Genomic DNA, 23299 nt, shown 5'->3' with positions numbered 1-23299 from the left:
GCATACAGCCGTAGGGTGGGCAAAGGCGCACAGCGCCGTGCCCACGTCTTCCATCAATTGGCCAGGACGTGGGCACGCTGCGCTTTGCCCGCCCTACCGCAGCGTGACTGACGGCTACGCCGCATTCTCCACCTTCAGCACCCCGCGGCGGATCTGGTCTTCCTCGATCGACTCGAACAGGGCCTTGAAATTGCCCTCGCCGAAACCGTCGTCGCCCTTGCGCTGGATGAACTCGAAGAAGATCGGGCCGATCGCGTTGGCCGAGAAGATCTGCAGCAGCACCTTGGTCTGGCCGCCGTCGACGACACCTTCGCCGTCGATCAGGATGCCGTTCTTCTGCAAGCGCGCGAGGTCCTCGCCGTGCCCGGGCAGGCGCGCGTCGACCTTCTCGAAATAGGTGTCGGGCGGCGACGGCATGAAGGGCAGGCCGGCTTCGCGCAGGCCCTCGATGGTACGGTAGATGTCGCGGCAGCCGCAGGCGATGTGCTGGATGCCCTCGCCGCGATAAGTCTTGAGATATTCCTCGATCTGGCCGGAATCCCCGGCGTCCTCGTTGATCGGAATCCGGATCTTGCCGTCGGGGCTGGTCAGCGCGCGCGAGAACAGGCCGGAGGCGCGGCCCTCGATGTCGAAGAAGCGGATCTGGCGGAAGTTGAACAGCTTCTCGTAGAAGCCGGCCCAGACATCCATGCGGCCGCGATGGACGTTGTGGGTGAGGTGGTCGAGATAGAACAGGCCGGCGCCGACCGGCTTGGGATCACGCGTCCCCAGCCACTCGAACTCGGCATCATAGGCCGAACCCTTGGCGCCGTAGCGGTCGACCAGATAGAGCAGGCTGCCGCCGATGCCCTTGATCGCGGGCACGTCGAGCGTCTTTTGTGCGGATGGCACATCCGCCGGCTCGGCGCCGAGCGCGATCGCGCGCTCATAGGCCGCCTTCGCATCGACCACGCGGAACGCCATCGACGGCGCGCACGGACCGTGCGCGGCGACGAACTCGGTGCCGTGTGTGCCGGGCTCCTCGTTGACGAGATAGTTGATGTCGCCCTGGCGATAGACCGTGATTCGTTTGGTCTTGTGGCGCGCGACCGGCGTGAAGCCCATCAGCTTGAAGAGCGCGTGCAGCTCTTGCGGGTTCGGGTGCGCATATTCGACGAACTCGAATCCGTCGGTGCCCATCGGATTCTCGGCGCTCACAGTGGCCGGCGGTGCATCGTGCGGAAACGGACCCATTGGCGGTTCTCCCAAATTGCTGCTGGCTGAATTATCCTTCATGAGGCCCGCAAAGAGCGTGCAAATGAGACGCGGTTTCGCTATTCTATGCACGATCCGTGCACGGACGGGACGACTCACGCATGATTCCAGTGGACGCCTTCGACCTCAAAATCCTCAGCGCGCTGCAGGACGACGGCCGCCTCACCAACCAGGAGCTGGCCGACCTCGCCGGCCTGTCGGCCTCGCAATGCTCGCGGCGACGGATGCGGCTGGAGGAGGAGAAGGTGATCGCGGGCTATCACGCCGATCTTTCCAGCGAGGCGCTCGGCTTCGGCGTGATCGCCTTCATCCAGGTGGGGCTTTCGACCCACTCGCCTGATAATTCCAAGCGCTTCCGCGCGCTGGTGAACCGGATCGACGAGATCCAGGAGGCCTATTCGCTCACCGGCGATGCCGATTACGTGCTCAAGGCCGTGCTGCGCGACCTGAAGGGCCTGTCCAATCTCGTCAATGACGTGTTGATGCCGCACCAGAGCGTGGCGCATGTGCGCTCCTCGATCGTGCTCGACCGGCTCAAGGAAAGCGCGAAGCTGCCGCTGAAGGATCTGAAGGCTGGCTGAAATCGAGGGAACTACGCCATTCGAGTCGCGGGCGCGATCTGCAATCATCGCGGCCAATCCGGGAGACTTAGGCCATGGCGCTCCAGCTTCGACCCAACTGCGAGTATTGCGACCGCGACCTGCCGCCTGATGCGCTTGATGCGCGGATCTGCTCCTATGAATGCACGTTCTGTGCGGAGTGCGTCGAGACGAAACTTTTCAACGTCTGCCCAAACTGCGGCGGCGGCTTCGCCCCGCGCCCGATCCGCCCGACGCAGGAGTGGCGGCCGGGCGTGTGCACGAGCAAACAGGCGCCCTCGGACAAGCGGGTGCATCTGAAGTATAGCCTGGACGACGTCGCGGCGCATTGCGCGCGCATTCGCGACGTGCCGCCGGAGAAGCGATAGGCTACTCCGCCGGCAAAATCGTCCCCTCGACCTCGCCGAATCCGACGCGATAGCCGTTGCCCTGGCACCAGCCGCGCATCACGAGGCTGTCGCCGTCCTCCAGGAACGAGCGCTTGACGCCGCCGGGCAGTTCGACCGGTTCGGTGCCGTTCCAGCTGATCTCGAGCAGGCTGCCGCGCTGGTTCTTCTCCGGACCGGAGATGGTGCCGCTTCCTAAGAGATCGCCGACATTCATGGCGCAGCCGGAGGAGGCGTGGTGCATCAGCTGCTGCACCGAGGACCAGTACATGTATTTGAAATTGGTGCGGCTGATGCCGGCAGGCGCATTGGCGCCGGCCGCGCGCAAGGCGACGTCGAGCGCGATATCGTAGTTCTGGGGCCTGGTCTGCTTGAGATAATCGAGCGGCACCGGCTCCTGCTCGGGCCCCTTCACGCGGAACGGCTCCAGCGCCTCGCGCGTCACCACCCATGGGCTGATCGACGTCGCAAACGCCTTGGCCAGGAACGGGCCGAGCGGCACATATTCCCATTGCTGGATGTCGCGGGCGCTCCAATCGTTGAGCAGCACGAACCCGAAGATCATCTCTTCGGCCTGTTGCTCGCTGAGCATGCCGCCCATCGGCGAGGGCTGGCCGATCACGACGCCCATCTCCAGCTCGAAATCGAGCCGCTTGCAGGGCGCAAAGCTCGGCACCTCCACATTCGGCGGCTTCAACTGCCCGCGCGGCCGCTTCACCTTGGTACCCGACACCACGACGGTGGAGGCGCGGCCGTTATAGGCGATCGGCATGTGCAGCCAGTTCGGCTGCAGCGCATTGTCCTTGCCGCGAAACATTACGCCGACATTGGTGGCGTGCTCTTTGGAGGAATAGAAATCGGTGTAGCCGGAAACCGCGATGGGCAGATGCAGCTTTGCATCGCGCATCGGCACCAGCGCCTGCCTGCGCAGCTCCTCGTTATCGCGCAGCTCGGGATGATCGTGCCGCAACAGTTCGCTGATGCGCGCGCGGGTCCTGCTCCAGACCTTTGGCCCGAGCGCCATGAAGGCATTGAGCGAGGGCCCGGAGAACACGCCGAGGGGTCCGACGTCGAGCCGCGAGTCCTGCTCCAGCTCCCAGAGATCGAGCACGTAATCGCCGATCGCGATGCCGACCCGCGGCGTCGGATTGCCTGGGGTCGAGAACACGCCATAGGGCAGGTTCTGGATCGGGAAGTCGGAGGCGGGATCGACCTCGATGAAGGAGCGGAGGCTGGGGTCGTTGGGATGGATTGTCACGTTTGACTCGGTTCTTTCTTCCTTCCCCTTGTGGGAGAAGCTGGCGCGAAGCGCCGGATGAGGGGTTCTGTCCGCGTGTTCAGATGTGAGAGATGCGCTCGCGGAGAGAGACCCCTCACCCGTCTCGCCGCTGCGCGACGAGCCACCCTCTCCCACAAGGGGAGAGGGGAAGAAGACTACGGGTTGCTCGGATCGAACTTCTTCTCGAGGCCCTTCCAGCAATCGGCATAATCGTCCTGCAGCGTCGACGACTTCGCGGCGTGGGCGGTGACCCGCTGCGGATAGCGGGTCTCGAACATGAAGGCCATGGTGCCGGTGAGCTTCACCGGCTTCAATTCGCCATTGCTGGCGTGCTCGAAGGCGTCGCGGTCGGGGCCGTGCGGCAGCATGCAATTGTGCAGGCTCATGCCGCCGGGGACGAAGCCTTGCGGCTTGGCGTCGTAGACGCCGTAGATCAGCCCCATGAACTCGCTCATGATGTTCATGTGATACCAGGGCGGACGGAAGGTGTTGTCGGCCACCATCCAGCGCTCGGGGAAGATGACGAAGTCGATATTCGCGGTGCCCGCCGTCTCCGACGGCGAGGTCAGCACAGTGAAGATCGAGGGATCGGGATGGTCGAAGCCGATCGCGCCGACCGGCGAGAAGGTGCGCAGATCGTATTTGTAGGGCGCGTAATTGCCGTGCCAGGCGACCACGTCGATCGGCGAATGCGGCAGGTTCGTCTTGAACAGCGCCCCGCCCCACTTCACGAACAGCTCGGTCGGCGTGTCCTTGTCCTCGTAGTTCGCGACCGGCGTGAGGAAGTCGCGCGCGTTGGCGAGACAGTTGGCGCCGATCGGCCCGCGCTCCGGCAGCGTGAAGGCACCGCCATAGTTTTCGCAGAGATAGCCGCGCGCCGGCCCGTTCGGAATCTCGACGCGGAACTTGACGCCGCGCGGGATCACCACGATCTCGCCGGGCTCGGCATCGATGCGGCCGAACTCGGTGCCGAAGCGTAAGTTGCCCTGCTGAAGCACGAACATCAGCTCGCCGTCGGCATTGTAGAAGTGCTGGTTCACCATCGATTTGGTGATGAGATAGACATGCGCGGCCATGCCGGCCTGCGTATTCACGTCACCCGCCGTCGTCATGGTCTGCACGCCCTGGACGAAGGTGACCTCGTCGTTCGGCAGCGGCGTCGGGTCCCAGCGCAGCTGCGCGATCGGCAGATCGTATTCGTGGCACGGCGCCGACCGCCACAGGCCGGCATCGACCTTCTCGAAGCGTCCGGAATGCTTCACCGAGGGACGGATGCGATAGAGCCAGGAGCGCTCATTGGCGCCGCGCGGCGCGGTGAACGGCGAGCCCGAGAGCTGCTCGGCATAGAGCCCGTAGGCGCAGCGCTGCGGCGAGTTGCGCCCGATCGGCAACGCGCCCGGCAGCGCCTCGGTCTCAAAACTGTTGCCGAAGCCTGACATGTAGCCCGGCGTCACCTGCGCCGAGCTGCGGATGATCTGGTCAGGCGAGGTATTGATGTTCATGACTATCCTCCTCCTTGCAGGGCCGCCCACATTTCCTGGTCGCGCTTGTCGGTCCAGATCACGGGGTCGTCGATCCCCGACGCCTCGTCATAGGCGCGCGACACATTGAACGGCAGGCAGTGCTCGTAGATCGCGAAGCTGGAGAATTTCGGATCCATCACCTCGCGCGTCGCCGCCATGGACTCCTTGAGCGTGCGTCCCTTTGCGACCGAGATTTCGGCGGCGCCATAGAGCGAGGCGACGAAATCGCGCGTCATCGCGATGGCTTCGCGCACGGTGGCGGTGCCCTTCAGCGCATCGCCGCGGCCCGGCGCAATTGCCTTGGGATTGAAATTGCGGATCTCGTTCAGCGTCATCGGCCATTCGCGCAAATGCGCATCGCCGCAATAGCAGGCCGAGTGATATTCGATCAGGTCGCCGGAGAACATCACCTCGGAATCCGGCACCCAGGCGACGATGTCGCCGGAGGTGTGGCCGGCACCGAGCTGCAGCAGCCGCACCTCGCGCTTGCCGAGATAGATCGACATCTCGCCTTCGAAGGTCAGCGTCGGCCAGGTCAGGCCGGGAATGCTCTGCGCGTCCTGGAACAGGCGCGGAAAACGGCCATACTCGGAATCCCAATCCTGCTTGCCGCGCTCCTCGATCAGACGATAGGTTTCCTGCGAGGCGACGATGCCTTGCGCTTTGTAGGCGGAGGCCCCGAGCACGCGCACCGCGTGATAGTGCGACAGCACGACATATTTGATCGGCTTGTCCGTGACTTTGCGGACGCGCTCGATCACCTTGTTCGCCATTGCCGGCGTCGCCTGCGCATCGAACACCAGGCAGCCGTCGTCACCGACGATCACGGCCGTGTTCGGATCACCCTCCGCGGTGAAGGCGTAGAGATCGGTGCCGATCTCGGAAAAGGTGATCTTCTTCTCGGCGAGATCGCCGGTGGATGCGAAGTTCTTCGCCATCAGTTCTTTCCTTGCACGGTTACTGTTGTTGCTGTTGTTGCTGTTGTTGCTGCTGGCCGTCGATCATGCGCCGCTTCGCCAGGGCGATCGCCTGACGCAACACGTCGATGTCGCCGATATGGTTGGCGAGAATCAGGACCAGCGCCGCGTCGAAATCCGCGCTCTGCTCGTCAGTGAGGCCGCGATGCGCCTCGACGATGGCACGAAAGGCGTCATCGGGGCGCGCGAAATTGGAGCTGGTGGACAACGACATCCGGGACCTCAGTTCAAGCCTTCCGCACGCGCAAGGGCGGCCGCAATCGCGGCCGCGGTCGGGTGGCGGAAGCGTGCTGCGACATAGCCATCGGGCCTGAGCAGATAGGCAGAGCCCGGCTCAGCATCGTAGCGCTTGGCGACGAGGCCTTGCGGATCGGCGAGCCCGCGCTCGCCGCCGATGCTGATATCCTTGACGCCTTCGGGCACATCAATCGCCGCGCCATTGCTGAACGACAGCAGGGTAAAGTCCGTTCCACCGTTGCGGAACGCATCCGTCAGATAGGCCAGCTCGCCCGCGCGTGTGGCAACGGGCGCGTCCGGCATGGAACAGCCAGGAGATGGCCCGCCGCGCCACGCATCCGCGTCTGAAGACGACAGCGGCGAATCATAGCTGCACGGCACCGAAAGCCGCCCGCCATTGACCATGCGCTTGCCGAACTCGGTCTCGTTGGCGAGCGACAGCACCGCCTTGCGTAGCCGCGCCTCCTGGTGCGAGTTCGGCGCCATGAAATCGGTCGAGCGGGTGGATTCGCGGATATTCTCGTCGGCCGCCATGCTGCGCTCGACATGGTAGCTTTCGAGCAGGCTTGCGGGCGAGGTGCCACGCAGCACCCGATCGAGCTTCCAGGACAGATTTTCAGCGTCTTCGAGCCCGGAATTGGCCCCGCGCGCGCCGAACGGCGAGACCTGGTGCGCGGAGTCGCCGGCAAAGACCACGCGGCCGTGGATGAAGCGATCCATCCGGCGGCATTGGAATTTGTAGAGCGAGATCCACTCGAACTCGAACTTGTCGTGGCCGAGCATGCGCGCAATCCGCGGCCGCACATTCTCGGGCTTCTTCTCGAGAAGCGGGTCGGCATAGCGGTTGAGCTGAAGGTCGATGCGCCAGACATCGTCGGGCTGCCGGTGCAGCAGCGCCGAGCGTCCTGCATGGAATGGCGGATCGAACCAGAACCAGCGCTCGGTCGGGAATTCCGCGGTCATCTTGACGTCGGCGATCAGGAACTGATCCTCGAACACCTGCCCCGCGAAGTCGGCGCCGACCATCTGCCGCAGCGAGGAGCGCGCGCCGTCGCAGGCGACGACATATTGCGCCTGCAGGCGATAGGCGCCCTCGGGCGTTTCGATCGTCAGGAGGGCCGAATCGTTGCGTTGCTCCAGCGCCGTCACCTTGTTCCGCCAGCGCAGGTCGACCGCAGGCAGATCCTGGATGCGATCGACCAGATAGGCCTCGGCGTAATATTGCTGCAGATTGATGAACGCCGGCCGCTTGTGCCCATCCTCCGGGAGCAGGTTGAACTGATAGAGCTGCTGTTCGCCATGAAAGATGCGGCCGACGCTCCACACCACGCCCTTGGCAACCATGCGGTCGGCGACGCCGAGCCGGTCCCAATATTCCAGCGAACGCTTGGAGAAGCAGATCGCGCGCGAGCCTTCGCCGATGCGGTCGGCATCATCTAAGAGGACGACGCGCTGGCCGCGCTGGGCGAGATCGATCGCCAGCGACAGCCCGACCGGACCGGCGCCAACGATTACCACCGGATGCTCGGCCGGACTTTGGCCGGGGCGATCCTGGTCGCCGTGACGGCGATAGCCGAACTGGATTTTGGCCCGATGCGTATTGGCGGGAGCCATACACTAACCTCGGCTCTGGTCAGGAAGGGACTGATCTGCTAGATAGTCTCACGTGCAACTATTTTGGACCGGAGCCGGACGGCCGTCAACTATATTTCGGAGCACTCTCCTTGGCGAGGACGACAGACACTGCGCTGAAGGCACGCGAGGCAGATCCGCCAACGCCGAAGGCAAAGGCGCGGCTCGATCTGTTCAGATTCGTGCCGTTCCGCCTCAACCGGCTCGCAGCGGAGGTGAGTTCCGCGCTCGCGGTCGAATATCAGGAGCGTCACGGCCTCGACATTCCGGCCTGGCGGGTGATTGCGACGCTCGGATTCCGCAACGATGCCTGCAGCGCGCAGTTCATCGCGCAATGCACCCGCACGCATAAATCCACCATCAGCCGCGCGGTGACCGCGCTGCTGCATGAGAAACTGATCGAGCGCGTCGAGAACGAAGCCGACCGCCGCGAGTTCCGCCTGCAACTGACGACGAAGGGCCGCGCGCTCTACGAAGAGCTCTTCCCGCAACTGCTGCGGCGGGAAGATGAGATCCTCGCCTGCCTCTCGGCGCAGGAACGCAGGCAGCTCTCGGCACTGCTCGGCAAGATCGAGCAGAGCCTCGATCTGATTCAGACCAGCGAAGAGGCGGACGCGAAGCAGGCGTATTAGGGTGCGTGCTCGCAGGAGACAGACGTCGGCTTCATGAGGGCGAGCAGTTGCGGGCTCATCGCAAAGTCAATCGCGAGCGCTCCACGATCAGTTCTCCGCCCTTCGCCATTTGCGCCAGCGCCCGGTAGAGCGCCTCGTGCGTAAGCCCGAGCTCAGCCGCCCAATCCTTCTTGGATTGGCTCAGATTGACGACGCCGCTGTCGCCTTCAGTCTCGATGAAATGGAGGACTCGCTCCCGCGCCGTTCTCAGGCTGAGCCTTTCCGCATTGGCACGCACTTTACGAAGCTCCCGCGCCAGATGGGCGATCCACCCATTGCGAAATTCGGGGACCACAAGCGCTTTGCTGAATGCTTTTCGGGGGATCGCCAACAGCGACGATGGCTGCGCGGCGACTGCATCGCAATGATAGGCGGGTTGATCGAGGCTGGCCTCGGCGAGGAAGCCGTGACGTGCCCGCTGCAGGATGATCTCTCCTCCAGACCTCGAACGGCGGATAAGCCGCACCTCTCCCGAGAGCACGAAGTACATGGCGTGGGGACGGTCGCCCTGACTGAATATTGAGGTATGACGCGAAATTTCCAGCAAGCGCGTGAGCCGCCGTGCCGGCTCCGGCAGGGACGCCAGCAGTGGCGCGGCGCGCGTCAGAGATTTCCAGTCCAAGCCTGAAGCGAGGGCCCGGTCGAGCCTCTTTGGGATTTTTTCGGTCAGGGCCATATGACCGCAATCATATGCGGATCATCTTGGCGCCGCTATGCTTTTCGGATCTCAATTGGGAAAGGCGATCAATGCGCGTCCTCTTCACCATTCTCGTATCGGGTGGACTGGTTCTTTCGGCCGGCTACGCAGCCGCTCAGCATCACATGCATCAGGGCCACATGGACCACGGCACCGCCGCAACCGACACGCGCGAGTTTGTTCAGTTTCCGCCTGAACTGGTCGAACACACCATCGCGAACATGCGGGATCACCTCTCGGCGCTTCAGCAGATCAACGAGGCATTGGCCGCCGGCGAGCCGGAGAAGGCGGGAAGAATCGCCGAGGAGCGGCTGGGCATGAGTTCGCTCCGATTGCACGGCGCGGCGGAGGTCGCCAAGTACATGCCGCAAGGCATGCAGGACACCGGCACAATGATGCACAAGGCCGCGAGCCGTTTCGCCATCGAGGCGCAGAACGTCGGCGTCACCGGTGACCTGAAGCCGGCTATCGGGGCTCTCGGCGAGGTGATGGCTGCTTGCGTGGGTTGCCACGCGGCTTACCGACTCAAGTAGCGCGCAGAGACCTCTCAGCCTGAGTCAAGGACGCGCGGAGCGCGAGCGTCGCTGGACTCGCCGTCATTTCGCAAACGACCGCGACGGCGGCAGATGCAGTGCCCAGGCGTCCACCTTGTCGCTGGCGCGCGGGTAGATCTCCGTCACGATGGGATCGTGGCCGGGAATGTAGCGGTCGGGATGGCCGGCGAGGCGCTCGATCGTCTCCCAGCCGACGGCCATGTCGCCGACATTGTAGACGATCGGAAACGGGCTGCGTCGCTGCAGATTGGCGTAGTAATGCGCGGCGTCGGACGCCAGCACGACCGCGCCGCGCGCGGTCTCGACCTTCACCACCTGGAGGCCGTCGGAATGGCCGCCGACGCGATGCACGGTGACGCCGGGCGCGACCTCGCCATCGCCGGAATGGAAGCTGACGCGCTCGCCATAGACATGGCGCACCATCTGCGTGACGTGCTCGACCGTGAACGGATGTCGCAGCAGGCCATTGCACATGCAGCGGCCGGTGGCATAGGCCATCTCGCGCTCCTGCAGATGGAAGCGCGCGTTCGGGAAGCGGTCGAGATTGCCGGCGTGATCGTAATGCAGATGCGTCACGATGATGTCGCGGATGCTGGAGGCGGCAACGCCGAAGCGCTCGAGCGCATCGACCGGATTGAGCGTCAACTTGCGCGCCCGCAGGCTCGCTTCCTCGGCGTTGAATCCGGTATCGACCAGGATATCGCGTCCCTGCCCCCGGATCAGCCAGACGAAATAATCGAGGTCCTGCGCCGCATTGTCATGCGGGTCGGGCGCCAGGAAGTTCATGCTGGGGGTGCGCGGCGACATCGTCGCATAGCGCAGGGCGTAGATCTCGTAGACGTTTCCCATTGGCTCTGATCCCGGCTCTTGCTTTTCTGGTTGGGCCTGCGCGCACCAAGCCATCGCCCGCCACAAAGGTCAAACATCCGGGGCGGACACGAGGTCACAATGTGAGACCAATCACATTATCGTCGCGAGCGCCGGCCTAACATGATGCCCGGAACCGTGAGCAAGCGTGCGTCGAGGAGAAGCGTGACCACCGAATTATTCCCCTCGCAGCCGGCCTGCACCTCGCGGTCAATTGGCGCGATAATGCAGAATCTCCAAGCGGTTGACGCCCCCGTTCGCCGGTTTGATAATGCACTTTGCGTAAGTTAAGGTCGCCGCGGCGCAAGCTGGAACGGCGCCTTTTTGGCTGGACCGCGCTGATTATGAAAATTCGCTTCCTTTGTCTTCTGCCTTTGCTGCTTGTTTCGTTCATCCCGACCGCGCCGTCGCTTGCGGCCGGCGACCGCTTCGCGCTGGTGATCGGCAATGCCAAATATCCCGATGCCGACAGCCCGCTGAAGGAGCCGATCAACGACGCCCGCGACGTCGCCGACGAGCTCAAGCGCGACGGCTTCTCGGTGGAGGTCGGCGAGAACCTGACCGGCGACGGCATGCGCCGCGCATTCGACAAGCTCTACGGCAAGATCAAGCCGGGCTCGGTGGCGCTGCTGTTCTACAGCGGGTTCGGCATCCAGTCGGCGCGGCAGAGCTACATGATCCCGGTCGATGCGCAGATCTGGACCGAGTCCGACGTCCGCCGCGACGGATTCAGCATCGAAGCGGTGCTGGGCGAGCTCAACACGCGCGGCGCCGGCGTCAAGATCGCGCTGATTGACGCCTCCAGGCGCAACCCGTTCGAACGGCGGTTCCGCAGCTTCTCGGCGGGGCTCACCCCGGTCATCGCGCCGAACGGCACGCTGGTGATGTATTCGGCGGCGCTGGCATCGGTGGTGTCGGATGCCGGCGGCGACCACAGCCTGTTCGTGCAGGAACTGCTCAAGGAAATCCGCGTCCCCGACCTGATGGCGGAGGAAACCCTGAACCGCACCAAGATGGGCGTTACCCGCGCCTCGCGCGGCGAGCAGGTGCCGTGGATCTCGTCCTCGCTCGCCGAAGACTTCTCGTTCATTCCGGGAGCCGCGGGCTCGCGCCCGACGGCGACGACGCCGCCACCGGCGCCTCCCGCACCGGCGCCTCCTCCGGTCGCCAACAACCCGCCTCCGGCTCCGCCGGCCCCACCACCGGCACCGGTGGCTTCGAACAATCCGCCGGCGCCGCCCGCACCTCCATCACCACCTCCCGCACCGAAACCGCAGGTCGAGGCCGCGCTGCCTCCGGCTCCGCCGCCCCCGCCGGTCAAACCCGCCGAGCCGGCTCCGAACGCGGATGGCGGGCCGAGCGCGTCCGCGCTGGCGGAGGATCCCACCATCAAGAGCCTGACGGCCAAGATCGCCGCCAATCCCGATGACCAGAATGCGCTGTACCGGCGTGGACAGGTCTATGCCAGCAAGGGGGCCTACAGCCTCGCCATCAAGGATTTCGACGACACGCTGCGGATCAATTCGAAGGACGTCGAGGCGCTGAACAACCGCTGCTGGACCCGGACCGTGGTCGGCGATCTCCAGGGCGCTTTGAAGGATTGCAACGAGGCCCTGCGGCTGCGGCCGAACTTCGTCGACGCGCTGGATAGCCGGGGGCTGGTGAACCTCAAATCCGGGGCGGTGAAGAACGCCATTGCCGATTTCGACGCGGCGCTGAGGATCAACCCGCGCCTGACCTCCTCGCTCTATGGGCGCGGCCTCGCCAAGCAGCGCAATGGCTCGGTCCAGGAGGGGGCGCTGGACATCGCCAATGCCAAGGCGATGGACCCGAACATCGTCCAGGAATTCGCAAGCTACGGAGTGCGTTGATATTTTTTTGGTTTGAGGCGGGCGCCGCCTCGAACCCCCAGCGGTCCGGCCAAGACTAACGGAACGGATGCCGCAGGCGGCCTTCGTCGCCATTTGCAGGAATTTTGGAACCGCGCGGACTTCGCGCAGGAGGGACAGACAATGAGATTGGCTGCAAAGGGACTGACCGCGATCTTGTCCATCGTCACCCTCGGTGCGGCGCTGTCGCTGACACCGGCGTTCGCCGGCGACGACAACAACAGCAAGAACGTCACCGAGGACGAGATCGTCCGCGCCCTGGCGCCGCCGAAAAAGCCCCTGACCCGCGGCCTCTCGATGGCGCCGCAGGCCGATCCGGCGCCGAACCCGGCGGAAACCAAGCTGATCCAGTCGGTCCGCGGCCGCACCACGCGATCACTGTCCTCGACCGAGCGCGAGGAGATCGCCTCCGCCGCCAAGGACAAGCCGAATATCGATCTCGAAATCACCTTCGACTACAACTCGGCCAATATCAGCGCCAAGTCGATGCCCTCGGTGCAGGCGCTGGGCCGCGCGCTGACCAGCCCCGACCTGAAGGGCTCCACCTTCGTGGTCGCCGGCCACACCGATGCCGCCGGCGGCGAAAGCTACAATCAGGACCTGTCGGAACGCCGCGCGGATTCGATCAAGCGCTATCTGGTCGAGAAGTACGGCATCGCCGCGAGCGACCTCGTGACCGTCGGCTACGGCAAGAGCAAATTGAAGGATCCGAGCCAGCCGATGGCGGAGGTGAACCGCCGCGTGCAGGTCGTGAACATGGAAAACAAGACCACCGCATCGAAGTGACCACCGCGTAATCCTTTGCAGTGACACGTTCCGATGTGGTGTAAAGTCTTAAGCCGAGCGCGCGTCCCGCAGCCCTGCGGGACGCCGCTTCGTTTCAGGCAAACGCCCCCGCCAACCACGCGCCAGGCCAGGATGATCCGGCGATGAACATCTCCGAATATCTCAAGCCTGCGGGAACCGTGGCGTTCATCGTTGCGCTCGGCGTCGGCTATTACTGGTTCGAGCATCGGCATCACCCCGAGCCGAAGGAGACGCCGGGCGAAGCGCTCGTCATCGTGACGAAGTCGACCAATGCCTGCTTCTCCGACCTGGTGCGAGCGACCGGCTTCTTCGTGCCGCGGCGCGAGGCCGTGGTCATGGCCGATCAGGAGGGATCGAGGGTCACCGACCTCTTCGTCACCGAAGGCACTGTCGTCACCGAGAACCAGGAGCTGGCGCGGCTGACGGCGCCGCCGCAGATCCCCGGCCAGCCGCAACGGCCGGGCCCGCAGGGGCCGATCTCGCTGAAGGCGCCTGCGCCGGGCCTGATCACGGAAGTCCGCACCATCGTCGGCGCACCGGCCTCGCCGCAGGCCGGACCGATGTTCCGCATTGCCGTCAACAACGAGATCGAGCTGGATGCTCAGGTCCCGGCCGTGCATATGCCCAAGCTCAGCCCCGGCGCGACGGTGCGGATCAGCCGGGACGACGCCGCCGATCTGATCGGCCGCGTCAGGCTGGTCGCGCCCCAGATCGACCGCGCCACGCAGCTCGGCCGCGTCCGCATCAGCCTCACCAACAATCCGTCGCTGAAGGTCGGCGTGTTCGCCCGCGCCTCGATCGACGCCAAGCGAAGCTGCGGCGTCGCGGTCCCCAAGACCGCGATCGACCATCTCACCGTGCAGGTGGTCAAGGGCAACATCGTCGAGACGCGGCGGGTGCGCGTCGGGCTGACATCCGACAGCCAAACGGAAATCCTCGAAGGGGTCAACGTCGGCGAGATCGTCGTGGCCGACGCCGGCTCCTCGCTCCATGACGGCGACCAGATCAAGACCATGTTCGCCGATGAACTCGATCGCACGCGGGTACGCTGATGGCTCTCAATATCTCGGCATGGTCGATCCGCAATCCGCTGCCGTCGGTGGTGTTTTCGATCATCCTCCTGATTCTCGGCTGGACCTCCTTCAGCAAGCTCGCGATCACGCGGCTGCCGTCGGCCGACATTCCCGTGATCTCGGTCGCGGTGGCGCAGTTCGGCGCCGCGCCCGCGGAGCTCGAATCCCAGGTCACCAAGACGGTTGAAGACGCCGTCTCCGGCGTCGAGGGTGTCAGGCACATCACCTCCTCGATCACCGACGGTGTCTCGGTCACCACCATCCAGTTCGCGCTCGAGACCAACACCGACCGCGCGCTCAACGACGTCAAGGACGCGGTGACGCGCGTGCGCTCGAACCTGCCGCAGAACGTCACCGAGCCCTTGATCCAGCGCGTCGACGTGATCGGCCTGCCGATCGTCACCTACGCCGCGATCTCGCCCGGCAAGACGCCGGAGCAGCTCTCCTATTTCGTCGACGACGTGGTCAAGCGCGCGCTGCAGGGCGTGCGCGGCGTCGCCCAGGTGGAGCGCATCGGCGGTGTCGAGCGCGAGATCCTGGTCTCGCTCGATCCTGATCGCCTGCAGGCGATGGGACTGACCGCGGTCAATGTCAGCCAGAGCCTGCGCGGTACCAATGTCGACGTCGCCGGCGGCCGCGCCGAGATCGGCAAGAACGACCAGGCGATCCGCACGCTCGCCGGCGCCAAGACGCTGAGCGATCTCGCCGGCACCATGGTCCCGCTGTTCGGCGGCGGCGAGGTCCGGCTCGACGACCTCGGTACCGTCACCGACACCATCGCCGACCGCCGCACCTTCGCCCGCTTCAACGGCGAGCCGGTGGTCGCGCTCGGCATCAAGCGCTCCAAGGGCGCGAGCGACGTCAAGGTCGCCGAAGCCGTGCAGAAGCGCATCGACGCGCTCAAGGCCGCCTATCCCGATGTCGACCTCAAGCTGATCGACACCTCCGTCGACTACACCAACGGCAATTACGAAGCGGCGATCTCGACCCTGTTCGAAGGCGCCATCCTCGCCGTCGTCATCGTGCTGCTGTTCCTGCGCGACCTTCGCGCCACCATCATCGCCGCGGTCTCGCTGCCGCTGTCGATCTTCCCGGCGTTCTGGGCGATGGACATCCTCGGCTTCTCGCTCAACCTCGTCAGCTTCCTCGCCATCACGCTGTCGACAGGCATTTTGGTCGACGACGCCATCGTCGAGATCGAGAACATCGTGCGGCACATGAACATGGGCAAATCGCCCTACCGTGCCGCGCTAGAGGCCGCCGACGAGATCGGCCTCGCCGTGATCGCGATCTCGCTGACCATCATCGCGATCTTCGCGCCGGCAAGCTTCATGTCGGGCATCGCCGGACAGTTCTTCAAGCAGTTCGGCATTACGGTCTCGGTGCAGGTGTTCTTCTCGCTGCTCGCGGCGCGGTTCGTGACGCCGATGCTGGCGGCCTATTTCCTCAAGCATCATTCCCACGAAGAGCCGCCGCCGGGCCGCATCCTGCGCACCTATCACGGCCTCGTCTCGTGGTCGGTGAAGCATTATTTCATCACCGTGCTGATCGGCTTCGGCATCTTCGCGGCCTCGATCTGGAGCATCACGCTGCTGCCGCAGGGCTTCCTGCCGGCGCAGGACAGCGCCCGCTCGCTGCTCGCCCTCGAACTGCCGCCGGGCACGCAGCTCGCCTACACCGAGAAGGTCACCGAGGACATCGTCGCGCGCCTGCGCAAGCGGCCCGAGGTGAAGAGCATCTTCGTCGATGGCGGCCGCGTCCCTCCCGGAACCCAGGAAGTCCGCCGCGCCTCCCTGATCATCAATTACACGCCCAAGAACGACCGCAAGATCACTCAGCGCGAGCTCGAATTCTCGATCAGCCAGGAGCTGGAGAACGTTCCCGATATCCGCTTCTGGTTCCTCGACGAGAACGGCCTGCGCGCGATCTCGCTGGTGGTGACGGGTGTCGATGCCAACATCGTCAACAACGTCGCCAGCGAGCTCGCGACGCAGATGAAGCGGATTCCGACCATCTCCAACGTGATCTCGGAAACCTCGCTGGAACGTCCCGAGCTGCGCATCGAGCCGCGCGCCGACCTCGCCGCACGGCTCGGCGTCTCGACCGAAAGCCTGTCGCAGACCATCCGTGTCGCCACCATCGGCGACGTCGGTCCCGCGCTTGCCAAGTTCGACGTCGGCGACCGCCTGGTGCCGATCCGCGTACAGTTCGAAGACGCCGCGCGCGGAAATCTGAAGACGCTGGAGCAGCTGCGCGTGCCGCTCGGCGAGCATGGCGAGAAGGGCGGCGTGCCGCTCTCGGTCATCGCCGACGTCAAGCTCGACCAGGGTCCGACCAGCATCAACCGCTACGACCGCGAGCGGCAGGCCACCGTCGCCGCCGACCTCGTCGGCTCCGCGGCGCTCGGCGATGCCACCAAGAAGATCTACGATCTCCCCGTCATGAAGAGCCTGCCGAAGGGCGTGAAGGTCTCACCTTCCGGCGATGCGGAAAGCCTCAACGAGCTGTCCGACGGCTTCGCCACCGCGATCACGGCCGGCCTGATGATGGTCTATGCGGTGCTGGTGCTGCTGTTCGGCACCTTCCTGCAACCGATCACCATCCTGTTCTCGCTGCCGCTCTCGATCGGCGGCGCGATCGCCGCGCTGCTCATCACCGGCAAGCAGCTCACCACGCCGGTGTGGATCGGCATTCTGATGCTGATGGGCATCGTCACCAAGAACGCGATCATGCTGGTGGAATTCGCGATCGAATCCATCAATTCCGGCAAGCCGCGCGACGAAGCGATGATCGACGCCGGCATGAAACGCGCCCGCCCCATCGTGATGACCACGATCGCGATGGCCGCCGGCATGATGCCGAGCGCGCTCGCGGTCGGCGCCGGCGGCGAGTTCCGTTCGCCGATGGCGCTCGCGGTGATCGGCGGCTTGATCTTCTCGACCATCCTGTCGCTGGTGTTCGTGCCCGCGATGTTCATGGTGATGGACGATTTCGGCGCGCTGATCTGGCGCTTCGGCAAGCGCCTGATCGTGCACAGCGCGGACGCCGAGACGGGTGGTCATCACGAGGCGACAGACGCGGCACACGCGCCCACGAATGTCGCGCGCCCTGCGGCGGAGTAAGTTCCCGCCGGCGCGTTTCGCGGCGAAACGAACATCTCGCCGCGATGGCTGCCCTTACTCGTTCCGCGCGATCGCGGTCAGCTTCGTCATGTTCCGCAGCAGGATGCGGCCGCGCTGGAGGTCCAGGATCGCGTCCTTGCGCCAGGCCTGAAGCTGACGGTTGACGCTCTCGCGGGCGGCGCCGACGAAGACGCCGAGCTGCTCCTGCGAGATGTGCACCTCCGAGCCGAAATCGGCGGCGAGCGCGCAGAGCCGGCGCGCCAGGCGCACCGGCAGCGGCTGCAACATGGATTCCTCCATGCGCTCGCTCTGCCAGCGGATGCGCTGGCAGAGCAGCGCGATGATCTTGATCGCGACCTTGGGCTCGCGCTCGAGGAAGGCGAGGAAGTCTTCGCGCCGCAGCACGAACAATTCGCTGGCTTCGCCGGCAGTCGCATCCGCCGTGCGGCTCTGGCCGTCCAGCACGGCGACCTCGCCGAACAGATCGCCCGGCCCCATGAAGTTCAGCGTCAGCCGGCTGCCGTCGGAGGCGCCGGTCTCGATGCGCACCTGGCCGCGGCGCACGCCGAACAGCGCATCGCCCGGGTCGCCCTTCTGGAACAGCACCTCGCCATTCGCCAGATGCTGGGTGTGGCAGAGGCTGGACAGCCGCTGGAGTTCGTCCGCCCCAAGATCGGCGAACATGGCATTCATTTTCAGAATGACCGCAAATTCGGCCTGCTTGCTCATTTCAACGTCCTTGTGAATTCCTTGGCCAGGTTCTGTGGCAACCCACTTGCAAATCGCTTGGAAGCATCAACGTCAGAATCGCGTAAAACCGCGTCGGGAAAGTGTGTCATAAGTCACATAACTTTGCAGCACCTCCCGACTATTTTTAGCGACTTGGAGCGGCTTCCCGTCCCGGGATAAACTCGGGCGTAAAGGACGGGGCATCTGCCGGATGCGGCGCCGCTCGTCCGTTTTTGGAAAGTCGACATGAGAGCCGTGAAATTCGTCGGCGCAGCTTTGGCCGCCGTCATCGTCGTGATCGTCCTCCTGCTGGTGATCGGGATCCCCTCGGGCTTCCTGACCGCGACGATTGCCTCGCGCGTCGAGCAGGCGAGCGGCTATCGCCTCTCGATCGACGGCACCACCAGGATCAGCCTGTGGCCGACGCTGAACATCACGCTCAAGGACCTCACGCTGTCCGACCCAAAGGACCGCAGCGGCATTACGCGGGTGACGATCGACAGCGTGCAAGCCGACATGTCGCTTTCGAGCGTATGGTCGGGCCATCCTGACATCAAAGAGATCGTCGTCACCCATCCGGTGTTGTACCAACCGCTGCTGCGTGAGCGTCTGCCGAACGCCGATGCATCGCCGAAACCGATCGCACTCGATGCGGATGGCGCGAGCATCGGCCACGTCAAGATCATCAACGGCGAAGTCGCATTCTCGCGTGTCCGCGACCGTGTCGACAGCCGCATCAGCGCCATCAACGCCGACGCCGTCATCGGCCGCGACCGCAAGGTCAATCTCGCCGGCACCGCACGCGTCGGCGAGCATCCGACCAAGTTCGACATCAAGGCGACACCGCCGGCGCCTCCGATCGAGCGACAGAGCATCCCCGTGGATTTCGTCATCGACATGCCGGACGTGCTGAAGTCTCAGCTGGCCGGCCATGCCGACATGCGGTTGAACGGTGCGGTCGTGATGATCAATGGCGTGAATGGCACGCTCGGCGACGGGGGCTTCAACGGCTGGGCATCCGTCGACATCGCCAGCAAGCCGCTGGTCAAGGTCGATCTCGACTTCCAGCGGCTCGCGATCCCGCTGGCGAAATCGCCCGAGGGCGCGACCGGCCAGCCTTGGAGCGATGCGCCGATCGACGTGTTCGGGCTCAACTATGTCGACGCGCAGATCAGGATCTCGGCGAACGAAGCCGTCATCGGCGACGCCCGTCTTGCACCGCTGGCGCTCGATGCGAAGCTCGCCGGCGGCGTCTTGAAGGCGGGCACCGCGAATCTCGGCGCCTATGGCGGCCAGGTCTCGGGCGAGGTGATTCTCGACGCGACCGGCGGCGCGCCGAGCTTTGCGATGCATTCCGACCTCGTCGGCGTGCGCGCGCTGCCACTGCTGCAGGGCCTTGCCGAATTCGACCGGATCGACGGCAGGCTGCAGGCCAAGCTCGCGCTGCGCAGCGCCGGCGCCAGTCAGCGCGCGCTGATGGCGAACATGCAGGGCACCGCCTTCGTCAATTTCCAGGACGGCGCCATCCGCGGCATCAACGTCGCGCAGATGATCCGCTCGCTGACATCGGGCACGCTGTCGGGCTGGCAGGGAAACCAGGACAACAGCCAGGAGCAGAGCACCGACCTCTCGCAACTCTCGGCGTCGTTCCGCATCGACAAGGGCCAGGCGGTGACGACCGATCTCAACCTGATCGGACCGCTGGTGCGTGTCACCGGCGCCGGCACGATCGCGCTCGACACCAAGATGATGGGTTTTCGCGTCGAGCCGAAGCTGGTGATGACGACGCAAGGCCAGGGCCGCGCGTCCGAGCCGGTCGGCTTCGGCATCCCCGTGATGATCACAGGCGCGTGGTCGCAGCCACGGATCTACCCTGATATGGCCGGTGTGCTCGACAATCCGGACGCGGCCTATGCGAAGCTGCGCGAGATGGGCAAGGGCCTGTTCGGACCCGATGGTGCCGGGCTCGGCAACATCTTGAACAGTTTTGGCCTCGGCGGCGCCGCACCGAGCGGCAACGCCAATCCGCAAGCCCCGCAGCAGGGGCAAGGACAGGGACAGAACAATCTGCTCGGCGGCCAGCTGGGCGAGGCCATCGGCAATCTGATCCAGCAGGGGCTCGCAGGCGGCGCCGGAAACAGCACCGGCCGCAGCCGCAGCCTGCCCGGCGCGCCGACCAGCCCGGCGCCGCAGGCTTCGCCCGCGCCCCCAACCCAGGACCCGGCCGAGGCGCAGCAGGACAGTCAGCCGATGAACGACCTGATGCGACAGCTCTTTAACAGGTGATTGGGGGATCAAGGCATCGAACTCCACGCGAAGCCCTTACACCGCCTCATCACACAGCTCTTCCTCCGAACGGAGGAGGGAGCCTGTCAGCTGCGGCAATCCGCCGCCCTGCCGGTCAGCCCTGCATTCACCGGCGGGTCCCACACCTGCGCCTGGTCCGGCCTCTTGCCCGTCCAAAAGCCCAAATTGTGCTAGAAGGGCGATGGGCCTGTACCGCCCATAGCGCCGGCGTCGGCCGCGGCGCGAGAGGAACCGGATGACGGGTGCGAAAGACAAGACCTGGTTTCTGCGCGAGGGCCTGTTCGCCAAATACGTCGTCTCCCTCGTCGGCCTCGTCGTGTTCGTGCTTGCCGTCAACGGCGCGATGGAGACCTGGATCTCCTATCGCGCCACCAAGACACAGCTGACTGACGGGCTCGAGGACAAGGCGCAAGGCGCCGCCCGGCGCATCGAGCAATCCGTCTCCGAGCTCGAGCGCCAGATCAGCTGGGTGACCACGGCCAGCCGTGACACGATCGAGAAGCGCCGCGCCGACTACGCCCAGCTGCTGCAACAGGTCGCCGTGGTCTCGCAGCTGTTCCAGCTCAATGGCGAGGGTCGCGAGGTGCTGCGCGTCTCGCGCCAGTCGACCACGACCGGCGGCAATGCCGACCTCGCGCGCGACATACGCTTCACCGAAGCGGTCGCCCGCGGCGTCAGCTATGCGCCGGCCTACTTCGTCGACCAGAAGCCGGTGATGTCGATCTCGGTGGCGCATTCCGGCTTCAACGCCGGCGTCACGGTGGCCGAGGTCGATCTCGGCTTCCTCTCGGACTTTCTGTCCGACGCCCAGGTCGGCAAGGCCGCCTTTGCCTATGTGGTCGACGCGCGCGGCCGCGTGCTCGCGACCTCGTCGAAAGGACCCGAGATCGGCAAGGACCTGTCGAAGCTGCCGCAGGTTGCGGCTGCCATCGCGCCGGGCCGCGAGCCCGACACGTCAGGCACCGATTTCAACGGCCATTCGGTGCTGTCGGCCGCGAGCACGGTGCCGAAGCTCGGCTGGAGCGTGTTGTTCGAGCAGCCGACCACGCAGGCCCTGACGCCGATCCGCGACCAGCTCGTGCGCATCGCGCTTCTGATCGGCATGGGCCTGTTGGTCGCGATCCTCGCCGGCACGCTGCTGGCGCGCCGCATGATCATTCCGATCACGGCGCTGCGCGATGGCGCGCACAGGCTCGGCGAAGGCGACTTCAGCCACCGCATCGACGTGCACACTTCGGACGAGCTGGAGGAGCTCGCCGGCCAGTTCAACCGCATGGCCGGCCAGCTGCAGGAGACCTACACGAACCTCGAGACAAAGGTCGAGGAGCGCACCCGCGATCTCGCGCAGTCGATCAACGAGCTGAAGGTGCTGGAAGAGGTCGGCCGCGCCCTCGCCTCCTCGCTCGACCTCAACGCCGTGCTGCCGACCATCGCCGCCCGCGCGCTGGAGATCAGCCATGCCGATGCAGTGCTGATCTACGGCTATGAGGCCGAACGACATCGCTTCAACCTGATCGAGGCCAAGGGCATCGACAAGTCGGCTGACGGCGTCCATGTCACCATCGGCGAAGGCGAGAACATCCTGAGCGATGCCGCCGCGAGCGGCGAGCCGATCGCGATTGCCGATCTCGACCACGCCGCCGAGCAGCCCTTGCGCGACGTCGCGGTCGCCGCCGGCTTCCATTCGGTGCTGGTGGTGCCGCTGCGCGACCAGCAGGGCACGCTCGGCGCGCTGGTGGTGCTGCGCCGCGCGATCGGCGCGTTCGAAGGAAGCCTCACCGGCTTGATGCGCACCTTCGCCAACCAGGCCGTGCTGGCGATGCGCAATGCGCGGCTGTTCACCGAGGTCGACCACAAGAGCCACGCACTGGAGACTGCCAACGAGACCGTGCGCGCCCAGGCCGACAAGCTCAAGCAGCAGACCGAGCAGCTCAAGGACTGGAACAAGTCGCTGGAAGAACGCGTCAAGACCCAGCTCGGCGAGATCGAGCGCATTCGCAAGCTCGAGCGCTTCCTCGCGCCGCAGGTGGCGCAGTTGATCGCCTCATCGGACAGTCCGGAAGGGCTGCTCACCAGCCAGCGCCGCGAGGTGACGGTGGTGTTCTGCGACCTGCGCGGCTTCACCGCGTTCACGGAAGCGACCGAGCCGGAAGAAGCGATGAACGTGCTGCGCGAGTATCACGCGGCGCTCGGCAAGCTGATCTTCAAATACGAGGGCACGCTGGACAAATACGCCGGCGACGGCGTGATGATCCTGTTCAACGCGCCGATCCAGTTCGAGGACCACACCGCGCGCGCCGTGAAGATGGCGGTGGAGATGCGCGACACGATCGGCCCGCTGACCGAACGCTGGCGCAACCGCGGGCACAGCCTCGGCTTCGGCATCGGCATCGCGCTCGGCTATGCCACGCTCGGCCAGGTCGGCTTCGAGCAGCGGCTGGAATATGCCGCGATCGGCAGCGTCACCAACCTCGCCTCCCGCCTGTGCAGCGAGGCCAAGCCCAACCAGATCGTGGTCAGCCGCCGCGTCTACGGCATGGTCGAGCCATGGGTCGAAGCCCGCGCCCTCGACGATCTCCAGCTCAAAGGCTTCAATCACCCGGTGCTGGCGATGGAGATCCTCGGCTGGCGCGAGGCGGTGGACAACGTGCTGGATGCGACGGCGGCAAGGCGGAGGATGTGAACGGAAGAGCAGG

At 65.1% G+C, this 23299-nt stretch carries 19 protein-coding genes; 10 read left to right on the top strand and 9 right to left on the bottom strand.

What is annotated here, in order from left to right; genetic code table 11:
- Positions 1-114: 114 nt before the first annotated feature.
- Positions 115-1233, bottom strand: coding sequence for a 4-hydroxyphenylpyruvate dioxygenase (gene hppD / locus X265_RS02535; RefSeq protein WP_128963495.1), 1119 nt, complete (start codon positions 1231-1233; stop codon positions 115-117).
- A gap of 122 nt (positions 1234-1355) precedes the next feature.
- On the opposite strand from hppD, the gene X265_RS02530 reads away from it, so the two are divergent.
- Complete coding sequence (locus X265_RS02530; protein ID WP_164938392.1) at positions 1356-1835, top strand: Lrp/AsnC family transcriptional regulator; 480 nt, start codon at positions 1356-1358, stop codon at positions 1833-1835.
- Between the two features lie 74 nt (positions 1836-1909).
- Positions 1910-2221: a DUF1272 domain-containing protein gene (locus X265_RS02525; protein ID WP_128963493.1), complete on the top strand. Its 312-nt coding sequence runs from the start codon at positions 1910-1912 to the stop codon at positions 2219-2221.
- A gap of 1 nt (position 2222) precedes the next feature.
- Here X265_RS02525 and fahA read toward each other — a convergent pair whose 3' ends face one another.
- The 5 genes from fahA to X265_RS02500 all read right to left on the bottom strand — a co-directional run bounded on the left by fahA (position 2223) and on the right by X265_RS02500 (position 7869).
- Positions 2223-3497 (bottom strand): fumarylacetoacetase, encoded by a 1275-nt coding sequence (gene fahA / locus X265_RS02520; RefSeq protein WP_164938391.1) that lies wholly within the window; start codon positions 3495-3497, stop codon positions 2223-2225.
- Between the two features lie 176 nt (positions 3498-3673).
- Positions 3674-5020, bottom strand: coding sequence for a homogentisate 1,2-dioxygenase (hmgA, locus tag X265_RS02515; protein ID WP_164938390.1), 1347 nt, complete (start codon positions 5018-5020; stop codon positions 3674-3676).
- Between the two features lie 2 nt (positions 5021-5022).
- Positions 5023-5979: an MBL fold metallo-hydrolase gene (locus tag X265_RS02510; RefSeq protein ID WP_128963491.1), complete on the bottom strand. Its 957-nt coding sequence runs from the start codon at positions 5977-5979 to the stop codon at positions 5023-5025.
- A gap of 19 nt (positions 5980-5998) precedes the next feature.
- Positions 5999-6232 (bottom strand): DUF2783 domain-containing protein, encoded by a 234-nt coding sequence (locus tag X265_RS02505; protein WP_128963490.1) that lies wholly within the window; start codon positions 6230-6232, stop codon positions 5999-6001.
- 8 nt (positions 6233-6240) lie between these two features.
- Complete coding sequence (locus tag X265_RS02500) at positions 6241-7869, bottom strand: FAD-dependent oxidoreductase (RefSeq protein WP_128963489.1); 1629 nt, start codon at positions 7867-7869, stop codon at positions 6241-6243.
- A gap of 110 nt (positions 7870-7979) precedes the next feature.
- Between X265_RS02500 and X265_RS02495 the strand changes: the two genes are divergently transcribed.
- A complete protein-coding gene (locus X265_RS02495) occupies positions 7980-8519 on the top strand; it encodes a MarR family winged helix-turn-helix transcriptional regulator (RefSeq protein WP_128963488.1) in 540 nt (179 codons plus the stop codon).
- Positions 8520-8574: 55 nt separating this feature from the next.
- On the opposite strand, the gene X265_RS02490 is transcribed toward X265_RS02495, so the two are convergent.
- Positions 8575-9234, bottom strand: coding sequence for a Crp/Fnr family transcriptional regulator (locus tag X265_RS02490; protein WP_128963487.1), 660 nt, complete (start codon positions 9232-9234; stop codon positions 8575-8577).
- Between the two features lie 71 nt (positions 9235-9305).
- Between X265_RS02490 and X265_RS02485 the strand changes: the two genes are divergently transcribed.
- A complete protein-coding gene (locus X265_RS02485; RefSeq protein WP_128963486.1) occupies positions 9306-9788 on the top strand; it encodes a hypothetical protein in 483 nt (160 codons plus the stop codon).
- Between the two features lie 63 nt (positions 9789-9851).
- Here the strand turns inward: X265_RS02485 and X265_RS02480 are convergent, their stop codons facing one another.
- On the bottom strand, positions 9852-10658 hold the full coding sequence (locus tag X265_RS02480; protein WP_164938389.1) for an N-acyl homoserine lactonase family protein: 807 nt from the start codon (positions 10656-10658) through the stop codon (positions 9852-9854).
- Between the two features lie 362 nt (positions 10659-11020).
- Here X265_RS02480 and X265_RS02475 point away from each other — a divergent pair, with 362 nt between their 5' ends.
- From X265_RS02475 to X265_RS02460, 4 genes are all read left to right on the top strand, one after another.
- Complete coding sequence (locus X265_RS02475) at positions 11021-12547, top strand: caspase family protein (protein ID WP_128963484.1); 1527 nt, start codon at positions 11021-11023, stop codon at positions 12545-12547.
- A gap of 141 nt (positions 12548-12688) precedes the next feature.
- Positions 12689-13351, top strand: a complete 663-nt coding sequence (locus X265_RS02470; RefSeq protein ID WP_128963483.1) for an OmpA family protein — start codon at positions 12689-12691, stop codon at positions 13349-13351.
- A 143-nt stretch (positions 13352-13494) separates the two neighbouring features.
- Positions 13495-14424 carry an efflux RND transporter periplasmic adaptor subunit gene (locus X265_RS02465; RefSeq protein WP_128963482.1) on the top strand — a complete coding sequence of 310 codons (930 nt, stop codon included), beginning with the start codon at positions 13495-13497 and terminating at the stop codon, positions 14422-14424.
- Complete coding sequence (locus X265_RS02460; protein WP_128963481.1) at positions 14424-17567, top strand: efflux RND transporter permease subunit; 3144 nt, start codon at positions 14424-14426, stop codon at positions 17565-17567. Before X265_RS02465 ends, X265_RS02460 begins: the two co-directional genes overlap by 1 nt.
- A 54-nt stretch (positions 17568-17621) precedes the next feature.
- Here X265_RS02460 and X265_RS02455 read toward each other — a convergent pair whose 3' ends face one another.
- Positions 17622-18296: a Crp/Fnr family transcriptional regulator gene (locus tag X265_RS02455; RefSeq protein ID WP_128963480.1), complete on the bottom strand. Its 675-nt coding sequence runs from the start codon at positions 18294-18296 to the stop codon at positions 17622-17624.
- Between the two features lie 246 nt (positions 18297-18542).
- Between X265_RS02455 and X265_RS02450 the strand changes: the two genes are divergently transcribed.
- Both X265_RS02450 and X265_RS02445 read left to right on the top strand, forming a co-directional pair.
- Positions 18543-20582: an AsmA family protein gene (locus X265_RS02450; protein ID WP_128963479.1), complete on the top strand. Its 2040-nt coding sequence runs from the start codon at positions 18543-18545 to the stop codon at positions 20580-20582.
- Positions 20583-20838: 256 nt separating this feature from the next.
- Positions 20839-23286 carry an adenylate/guanylate cyclase domain-containing protein gene (locus tag X265_RS02445; RefSeq protein ID WP_128963478.1) on the top strand — a complete coding sequence of 816 codons (2448 nt, stop codon included), beginning with the start codon at positions 20839-20841 and terminating at the stop codon, positions 23284-23286.
- Positions 23287-23299: the final 13 nt, after the last annotated feature.

The sequence above is a fragment of the Bradyrhizobium guangdongense genome, assembly GCF_004114975.1.
GTDB lineage: Bacteria > Pseudomonadota > Alphaproteobacteria > Rhizobiales > Xanthobacteraceae > Bradyrhizobium > Bradyrhizobium guangdongense.
This window is presented reverse-complemented; position numbering and strand designations above follow the sequence as displayed.